The 9,348-nt window shown below is 56.4% G+C and carries 6 protein-coding genes and 1 pseudogene; 3 read left to right on the top strand and 4 right to left on the bottom strand.

All coding sequences use genetic code 11. From position 1 onward, the window contains the following. Nucleotides 1-290, top strand: a pseudogene (locus tag H8A95_RS39360) (IS3 family transposase); the annotation flags it as partial. A gap of 431 nt (nt 291-721) precedes the next feature. On the opposite strand, the gene H8A95_RS39355 reads toward H8A95_RS39360, so the two are convergent. The 3 genes from H8A95_RS39355 to H8A95_RS39345 form a co-directional block, all read right to left on the bottom strand. After that, the gene (locus tag H8A95_RS39355) at nt 722-2,500 is read right to left on the bottom strand and encodes an ABC transporter permease subunit (RefSeq protein WP_229187938.1); all 1,779 of its coding nucleotides are present in this window, start codon (nt 2,498-2,500) and stop codon (nt 722-724) included. Between the two features lie 17 nt (nt 2,501-2,517). Beyond that, the gene (locus tag H8A95_RS39350; RefSeq protein WP_229187940.1) at nt 2,518-3,603 is read right to left on the bottom strand and encodes an ABC transporter ATP-binding protein; all 1,086 of its coding nucleotides are present in this window, start codon (nt 3,601-3,603) and stop codon (nt 2,518-2,520) included. A 162-nt stretch (nt 3,604-3,765) separates the two neighbouring features. Then, nucleotides 3,766-4,869: an ABC transporter substrate-binding protein gene (locus H8A95_RS39345; RefSeq protein WP_229187937.1), complete on the bottom strand. Its 1,104-nt coding sequence runs from the start codon at nt 4,867-4,869 to the stop codon at nt 3,766-3,768. Nucleotides 4,870-5,404: 535 nt separating this feature from the next. Between H8A95_RS39345 and H8A95_RS39340 the strand changes: the two genes are divergently transcribed. Next, the gene (locus tag H8A95_RS39340) at nt 5,405-6,133 is read left to right on the top strand and encodes an aspartate/glutamate racemase family protein (protein ID WP_338028060.1); all 729 of its coding nucleotides are present in this window, start codon (nt 5,405-5,407) and stop codon (nt 6,131-6,133) included. A 680-nt stretch (nt 6,134-6,813) separates the two neighbouring features. Next, complete coding sequence (locus H8A95_RS39335; protein ID WP_229187939.1) at nt 6,814-8,145, top strand: IS5 family transposase; 1,332 nt, start codon at nt 6,814-6,816, stop codon at nt 8,143-8,145. Between the two features lie 66 nt (nt 8,146-8,211). Here the strand turns inward: H8A95_RS39335 and H8A95_RS39330 are convergent, their stop codons facing one another. Further along, nucleotides 8,212-9,159, bottom strand: coding sequence for an aminotransferase class IV (locus tag H8A95_RS39330; protein ID WP_229187935.1), 948 nt, complete (start codon nt 9,157-9,159; stop codon nt 8,212-8,214). Nucleotides 9,160-9,348: the final 189 nt, after the last annotated feature.

The raw sequence follows: 9,348 nt of genomic DNA, 5'->3' as shown, positions 1-9,348 counted from the left end.
GTTGAAAAAGCTCCACCGGCTCGATCGCGAAGAACGGCCGACGGTGCACAAGCGCGGCGGCCGCAAGAGGACGCTCAGCACGAGGGCGCCGGTGGCGATACCGCAGGATGCCGACCGGCGTTGGAGCCTCGACTTCGTCTCGACACGCTGACGATGGACGTCGCGTCCCGATCCTGTGCGTCCATTGAAACGACTTGAGCCGAGAGTGCCTGGCCACGGTCGTCGACGGTTCGATCTCGGGCGAACATGTCGCCCGCGAACTCGACACTATCGCCAAGTGTCGCAGCTATGCGTTGTCGCGTTCGGAGGACATTTACGCCTTCATCGATGATGGTCGCACCGAGTTCGACAAGATGGTAGAGCGCTCCATCCGCAGATCATCCTCACCGGAAAAACCAGGCGAGCGGATCGACTTCGTTTGGCTTACGCGGTGTGTAAGCGACACGATGGCCCAATGCTCGGCGCCGCCGTCGGACCCAGCAAACCTTGTATCTGGCCGATGTCCTAAACCGGGTCAACGAACATACCCACCGGAAATCGGTCAACTTCCTCTCTTCTGTCTACCGTCAAGGCTCAAAGCCGTGACCTGAGGACGACGGCTTCGCTCACTGTTATTGACCTGAGACTCGGATTTCAGAGTTGTGACAGTTCAAGAGAACAACGGCCAGAGTTAAGACAGAATCAACAAGGTGGGCAACCTGACTTGGAGGGTCGGCCCAAGTCAGTTCTGAGCTTCTGCCGCGATCCGCTGGGTTCTCGACGTTGTGCGCCACCACGCCGCATAAATGGCAACCAGCCAGATCATCGCGAGAACAATCAAAAGCGATGAGGCGGCTGCCACTGTAGGATCGATCTGATGGCGGATGTTTTCCCACATTTTGAGAGGGAGTGTGCGAATAGAAAGTCCGCTGACTAACGAGGTGATCACGACCTCGTCGAATGAGTGGATGAACGCGAAAACCGCTCCACCAAGCACGCCGGGCAAAATCAACGGCAAGCTTATCCTCCGGAAAGTTCGAAATGGCCCTGCCATCATGCTCATGGCCGCCCGTTCGAGACGCCGATCGAAGTTAGCGAGCGTCGCGGAGACGATGACCATCGCATATGCAACACCGCCGATACTGTGAGCCAAGATGATGCCAAGCTTCGAACCAAGCAATCCGAAGTTAAGGAGTCCAAGGTAGGTAGCGATACCCACAACAATTGCCGGCAAAGTTATCGGCATAAGCATGAACATCGTGATCGCCGCCCTTACGGTGGAATGCGCGCGCGCCAAACCATAAGCCGCTAGCGTCCCGGCAACAGTGGCAATCGCGGTAACAGCAACGCCAATCTGGAAGCTAGCCAGTAGTGCGCCATCCCAAGACGGATCGCCAAAAAATTGATAATACCACCTCAGTGAAAGCGCGGCCGGCGGGAATTGAAAGTAATTTGCATCGCTGAATGACATTACGACAATAATGATTCCAGGTATTACGAGGAAGGATATCATCGACGCAAGAAACATTGCGCCAGCGACTTCTGGCATCCGGCCGCTTCGCTCAGGCCGAAACCGCCGGCTCTTCCAACGTTTCGAACGATGCGAGATCAGGTACTCGCTCAGCGAACGTAGAAGCCTTCCAATCAAGGCGGCAGCTCTACCCCGCTCATCTTTCGGGCTCTGGCCAGGAAGACCGTGGCTCCCCGAAAGATCAAGCCCCACAATCCAGAGCATGGCGAAGGCGACAGCCAAAAGGATAAACGCAGAGGCGGCGACGCGCGGAATGTTGAAGGAAGTCGATACCTCCGCGTAGATGAAATTCGAGAGCATCGTGTCGCGCAATCCACCGAGAGCTGCTGGCGTAATGTAAAAGCCCAAACAGAGGACGAAAACGAGCAGACAACCACTCCGCACACCGGGGAGGCTTAGGGGAAAGAATACCCGCCAGAATGACGTAAATGACGAGGCACCCATGCTTTGGGCGGCCGCCATCAATGAGCGATCAATGCCCACCATCACGCTGACCATGGGCAGAATCATGACTGGCAACATGATGTACACCATTCCCAGGTACACCGCGAAACGATTGTAGATCAACGGAAGGGGATCCGAAATAAAACCGTTATCTATCAGGAAGTTGTTTATTAAGCCGTGATCGCCCAATATTACGATCCAGGCATACGTTCGAGCCAAACTGCTCGTCAGATAAGGAATTACAACCAGCACAATTAGAACTACGCGCACACTGGTTCTGGCTGTTGAAATCAGGTAGGCCGTTGGGTAACCGAGCAGGAGACAAATGCCGGTTGCGGTCAAGCTCATCTCGACGGTCTGGTAGAGAACGCGAACATTCGCGGGCTGAAAAAAGAAAGCCTGATAGTTGACCAGAGAGAATGAGGGTAGATTAAAGCTCTTGAAAAAGAGCTGAACAATCGGCGCACCGAATACAGCAGCCAGGATCAGGAGTGCCGGCAACGCCAATACAATCGGTTGCTGAGTTAGTCTCCGAATGATCAACATCCACTGCTCCAGGCGCGTCATACTCTCACATACCGCATATCTGAGTGCAGCCAATCAAGGTGCACTTCGTCGCCACGCTCAAATGTTTCCTGCCCGGCGGCGACATGTTCTCGCAGAACTAAGACTTGGTTACCGATGCGTACGCGATACTTGCGCAGAGGCCCGGCATAGATCATCTCCTCGACGACGACCTTGACGGTCTGTCGCTGGACGGCATCCACTCGGGCCGGGATCGCGCGACCTAAGAGGCGGACGCGTTCGGGACGGATCATCGCCACTGTGCCTTCAGGCGGCTGCCCATTGGCTTCGAGGGGAAAATTGGTCTCGTCAAGGATATTGGCCTCCCCAAGGAAATTTGCGACAAACTTTGTCGCCGGTCGATCGTAAAGCGCCTCCGGCGTGTCGGTTTGTTCGATCATGCCGCCCCGCATAACGACAATGCGGTCTGAAAGCGTAAGAGCTTCTTCCTGGTCGTGGGTCACACATACCGTTGTGGTGCCAAATTCCTTATGAAGCCCCTTTATTTCTCCTTGCATCTGTTCGCGAAGATTTCGGTCGAGCGCACCAAGCGGCTCATCCAGAAGCAGAATCGGGGGATCGGCGATCAGGCCGCGCGCCAACGCGACGCGCTGCTGCTGACCTCCGCTTAACTGGAACGGCATTCGATCGCCGTAGTCGCTCAGATGCACTCGTCGGAGTATTTGTTCGACTCGCGCAGCCCGTTCATTCGCTTTCATGCCCCGCATTTCAAGCGGAAATTCAAGATTCCTGCGCACAGTAAGGTGTGGGAAAAGCGCGTAGCTTTGAAAAACTATGCCTTGATCGCGTCGATACGAGGGGACCGCAGCGACAGAATTGCCGCCAATGAAAATCTCGCCCGAGTTCGGCGCCTCGAATCCCGCAAGCAGCATAAGCGTGGTCGTCTTTCCCGACCCGCTCGGACCCAAGACGGTTACAAACTCGCCACGATGAACAACCAATGACAGTTCGCGCACCGCCGCGATCTGTCCGTACATTTTTGTCACGTTGCGAAACTCGATCTGCGCGGGGACCGACTTGGTCTTCGTTTCGCCGTCGGCCGCGAACGAGCCTGAAATACCCATGCGAATGTTCAAGATCCTTACCCTTAGGAGTGACGCCGATGGCAGCCATACATCACAGCGTGAGCGGCATGCGCAGCATATCTCAGTTTCGAACGAGCGCCACAACTGCACGCGCATTCGGCACTTCACGCTGACAGCCCCGCCGCATGGAATCGAAGCGCGTTAGAGGAGAACCCATTCTTTCCAACGGTCACGAAGACGCTCAGCGTTGGTCACACCGTCCGCGCCCTTCTGCCCGTACCAGTCCGCGTTCATCGGGATGCTTTTGGCAATGTAATCCGGATGACTTGCTAAAGAGCGCCCGAGAGCGTCCGGGATGAGCTTGAACACGTTCAGATTAGACGTGCCGAGAGGGAACATTTTGATGAATGCGGCTTGACGTTCGGCACGTGTAGCAAACTCGATGAACTTCTGAGCAAGCCGTACCTTGGGGCTACCCTTAGGGATGGCCCATAGAGTCCAACTCAGTTTACTCTGGCCGTGGTTGATCTCGTATGGCGCCCCCTCAGCGATCGCGATACGGGCCCGGTTGTCATACGAGTTAACTATATCAGCCCCTTTCTCCTTCATCATCTGGTAAACTTCGGAGCCATTCGCCCACCATTTACGAACGTGCGGCTTGATCTTGTCGAGGCTCGCGAACACACGGTCAATGTCCATTGGGTATACTGCATTGGCCGGCACCCCGTCAGCTAGCAGAGCTTCCTCCCATAAGCCTTCCGCTCCGAGCTGGCCGGAGATGAAGCTCCGCACGCCCGGGAATTTTTTGACGTCCCAGACGTCGGCCCACGTCACCGGCCGAGGCTTCCCAGGCGGGTATTTCTCAGTGCTTAGAACCATGACGTAGGAGAAGATGGTAGCACCGACACCATACTTGTGCTTGGTAAAGCCGACTATCTCATCAAGCTCCTCCTTCTTAAAGATTGAATAATCTATCTCCTCGAGCAAACCCTTCTCACGTAAAACTCGATGTGAGTTTTGATTCGTACCGAACACGTCGATTGACACGGAATTCGTGCTCACCATTAGCTCGATATCGGCCATGCTCACCTGATCTGTGATCGCATTCACCTTGATCCCAGTCGCAGCTTCGAATGGCTTGCAATATGCTGCAATATTAGCCTTAGCCAGATCGCCACCGTCACATATAACTGTAAGCTCGTTTGACTCGGCGCGAGCTCTATCTTGGAAAGCACCCAATGCACCTGCCGCGAGAGCGGACGATCCCGCCTGCATAAGACGCCTGCGATCGATGACAAAGCCCATTCTTCCCCTCCTAATTGTATGCGCTCCATCGCGGCATTAATTATTAAAGCGTACCAAGGCTGAGTGCAGAATTTCTTCGAACTGCCCCCCCGCGACGCCGAAATTCTGTCAAATCGCCACCGCACTCGCCTCAATGGGCAGATTTCACCGATGCCGTTGGATCGGTCAGGTTCCGGCAAGGCGCGGACGCCTAGAACCAACGACGGGCCTTATTCTCCTCGATCGACGCGATAAGTAAATGGGGTCCAGCTACTCCCTAATCGACGTGGCTTATCCGCTGGGGCGCGGGGTTGCATGAACTCGACAGAACGATCAGCACCGAACATGACGTCGGCTTTCGAGGAGAAGCCCCGCCACTTATCGGATGCCGGCGTTGGTTAGAATGTCGGCTGGGGCCGGCGCCTAAGTCGAGATTAATGCAAGATATCGAGGTCGAAGCGTCCGAAAACGATCATAAACTGCGCCGAGGCGCTCCTATGGTGGATTAAGGTCCCCGTGGCCATACCGCTCGATAAAAAGGCTAGGCGCAAATCTTATGAAACACGTTGGAATTCTTTCACACAGCGCAGAGGGGTCCTCACTCTGCTATCTGGCGCTTTGCCACGCCGGCTCGTCAAGACTTGGGGATCACATGCACCCCGACATAACGATGGACATAATATCGATGGGGGTGAGTATGCCAAACTGGGAGCTTGAGAATCTTGCGCCAATACGCGCAACGCTGGCGAAGTCCGTTGAACGTCTAAGGTCAGCGGGATGCGATTTTTTCGCCTGCCCCGACAACACCGCTCACCTCGCTCTCGAGTTACCCGGTCCGGATTTGGCCCTACCAGGGTTACATATAGCTGATGTCGTCACAACGGAAGCGGTTCGACACGGCTATAAGAAGCTCGGAATACTGGGGACGAAGTGGACAATGGCAAAGTCGATGTATTTCGATGCCGCGCGGGTGAAAGGAGTGGCCGCTTTAGCTCCGAACCAAGTGGATCAACGGTACGTCAACGATGTTATTTTCGCCGAACTGTGCAAGGGCGTCTTCACTGATGAAGCCCGTAAACAGCACATCAGAATCATCGAAGACCTTAAGGCAATGAGCTGCGATGCAGTTGTCCTTGGCTGTACCGAAATCCCCTTGCTTATTACGCCTGAGCAGTCTCCGCTTCCGACACTGGATTCGACGCGATTACTGGCGCAGTATGCACTTGATGTTGCTTTGGGGACGCAAGACCTTCCGCGCTGGCGTGGTGGCCCGGTCAGTTCGTAGCTCTCCTGATTGAGGCGCACTCCTTGCGCATCAGCCTTAGACCCGCAATACAGGCTTTTTGACCAAAGCGCTCAATCAGGGGTACCACGAAGCAAGATCCACGAACGGTTGGATGGGTGCGGTAGGTAGCTCACCTTCTTGCTATGTATCCCGACGCTGAGGGTATCCGGCCCCTGTAATTCGTTTGGCGGCCACTCTCGTGACGTCCCTGATCATCGCATCATCTGCATCGGGTAAGTCCTCGAACAGGCCGGCGTTCGCATCGAAGCGCGGTTCGAATAGGATCTGGTCATTTGTCGAAAAGTCGGCAAGCCTTTTCAAGCACACCATCAACGGAGTGCGCCCCACAATGGGGCGCACCGTCAACGTTTCGAAACTACTTGTACGAGAGCCGCAGCAGCCTTGCTGCTTGGCCGATCCGGACAGTAGTGTTCAGGAAGCTAGGCTCGCCCGAGGGCCTCCGGACGGAGGTGAGGCAATCTGCTATTCGTCACGCAGGCACTCGCAAGTCGTCCGTGAAGAATGCAGATGGGCCTGGGAGACGGGTAGAAGTTGCCTCAATAAAGTATTCGATTTTGCAGGAAAGCCGGGTGTTGTGGCGCGCTTTGTTGCGTTTTGGGATTTTGCTTTCGAACGATTCGTGATTCCCTGACGGTGGGTCATCGGCATTGGGGACGGCGATGAGCAAACCGCGGGATGATCGCCAGAAAGACCTGTTACTTCCGGCGCTCGATCAAATCATCGACATGGGCCACCCGCTGGTGCGGTTGGCGGCGTTGATCGACTGGAAATTTCTGGATGACCGCTTTGGTTCGGTGTGCCAAACCGGTCCGGGACAGCCTGGCTTGCCGACGCGGCTTGTCAGCGGCCTGTTCATTCTGAAGCACATGCACAATCTCTCGGATGAGGTGCTGTGCGCCCGCTGGATCGAGAACCCCTACTACCAATACTTCTGCGGCGAGTTGAGCTTCTGCCACCGGCTGCCGTTCGATCGATCGTCGATGACGCGCTGGCGGCAGCGGCTCGGCGAGGAGCAACTCGTCGCGCTGATCCAGGAAAGCCTGTCGGTGGCGCACAAGACTGGCGCCATCGGCCCGAAGGACCTGGAGCGCGTGGTGGTCGATACCACGGTGCAGCCCAAGGCGGTTGCGCATCCGACCGACGCGCGACTGATGCATCGGGCCATCACCAAGCTCGTCGGGCTCGCCAAGCATAACCGCGTGGCGCTGCGCCAGAGCTATTTGCGCCTGGCCAAGCGCGCCGCCATCATGGTCGGCCGCTATACCCATGCTCATCAGTTCAAACGCGCCGGGCGCCAGCTCAAGTTCCTGCGGACACGGCTTGGCCGGATCATCCGCGACATCCGCCGCAAGATCGGTGGCGATGCGGTTCTGGAAGCTCGCTTTGGCCCGCTGCTCGGTTTAGCGCAGCGGGTGCGTAGCCAGGATCAGCATCATCGCGGTCCGAAGGTCTATGCGTTACATGCCCCGGAGGTCGAGTGCATCGGCAAGGGCAAGGCCCGCGCGCCTTACGAGTTCGGCTGCAAGGTCAGTATCGCTACCCCCGTGACGTCCCCGAAGGGCGGACAGTTCGTGCTCCATGCCAAGGCACTGCACGGCAATCCCTTCGACGGGCACACGCTCGGCCCTGTAATTGCCGACATGGAGAAGCTCACCGGCGTGGAGGCTCGCCGCATCCACGTCGACAAAGGGTATCGCGGTCACAACCACCCGCATAGGTTCAGGGTCTGGATCTCGGGGCAGGTCCGCCGCGTCACGGCTTGCATCCGTCGCGAGATGAAGCGTCGCGCGGCTGTCGAGCCCGTCATCGGCCACGTCAAGGCCGAACACCGCATGGACCGCAACTATCTCAAGGGACGCCGCGGCGACCGCATCAACGCCGTCCTTGCCGCTGCCGGCTACAACTTCGGCCTGCTTCTGCGATGGCTGGCAGAGCTTTTGCGTGTCATCCGCACGTTCGTCGAAACCGTCCCGGCTCAAAACATCGCTTGAGCCGGGCGCCGCACCGGTTCTTCACGGACGACTCGCAAATCAACCGGCCGCATGTCTAAATTTCCATCAGGGATAGATAATCCCACTGGACCATGACGGATCTTCGTGTTTTTGCCAATAGAGATCCATGAGATGCCGGGTGATGGGCCCGACATATCCGGTAGCAATCGTGGCAGCGTCGATCCGCGTCACCGGCATAATGCCGCCTGCGGTCGAGGTGATGAACACCTCGTCTGCGTCTCTAATTTCGTCACGCTCCACGTTACCAGGAGTGACCGAGAGCCCAATCTCGGCACAAAGATCAAATACAGTCCGCCGTGTGATGCCCGGCAACACACCGAAAGCAGGTGTCTTCAAGGACCTGCCTTTTACAATGAAAACGTTGAAGCCAGGCCCCTCCGCAATGTGCCCGTTCGTATCTAGGATCAGCGCTGTCTCTGCTCCGGCTTCGTAGGCGTCGAATAGACCCTTCACAAGGTCGAGCCAATGATAATTCTTGATTGCGGGATCGACCGACTTGGGCGGGATGCGGACCGTCTCGCTGATCGCGACGTGCAAGCCTCTTTCCAGCTGCTCCTTGTTGGCTACAGAGCCGAAAGGAACGGCAAACGCGATAAAGCGGTTCTCCGCTTGGCGGGGATCGCGGCTGAATGTCGGCGATGAGCCGCGGGTACAGATCATTTCGACATACGCGGATCTGTGGCCAGATAGCGCGACGCAACCGTTCAGAATTGATATGATCTCCTCGCGATCATACGGCAGCTTCATTCGCAGACGTTCAACGCCGCCCAAGAAACGGTCGAGATGTAGATCCAATCGGAAGAACCTACCATTCCAGACGTGTGCAGTATCGTAAGTCGCGTCCGAATGCAGGAACCCCCAATCTAGCACTGAGATCTTGGCCTCGGACATCGGCAGGTATTGCCCATCCATGAAGGCAACCCCATGCGGATAGAGCTGTCGATCAAGGTGATGCTGATCGACTACTGGAAGCACAGGTGAGAACTGTGTCATCGGAGAATCCATTAACTGCAGGACGGGTCGAGACGGGTATTCAATCTGAGGATAGTGGCGCGATTAGGCATCAGAGGCCCCTACCGGAGCCCAACGGTGTTCACCGTATCGGGCTCCAGAACCGCATTCTTCCAAAATCCGTCCCATCTGGCCGAAATTCTGCGTGTCGGAGGAATTGACGCTTACATT

The sequence above is a fragment of the Bradyrhizobium oropedii genome (assembly GCF_020889685.1).
GTDB classification, from domain to species: Bacteria; Pseudomonadota; Alphaproteobacteria; order Rhizobiales; family Xanthobacteraceae; genus Bradyrhizobium; species Bradyrhizobium oropedii.
The sequence above is the reverse complement of the archived record's forward strand: the minus strand, read 5'-3'. Positions and strand labels throughout refer to the sequence as shown.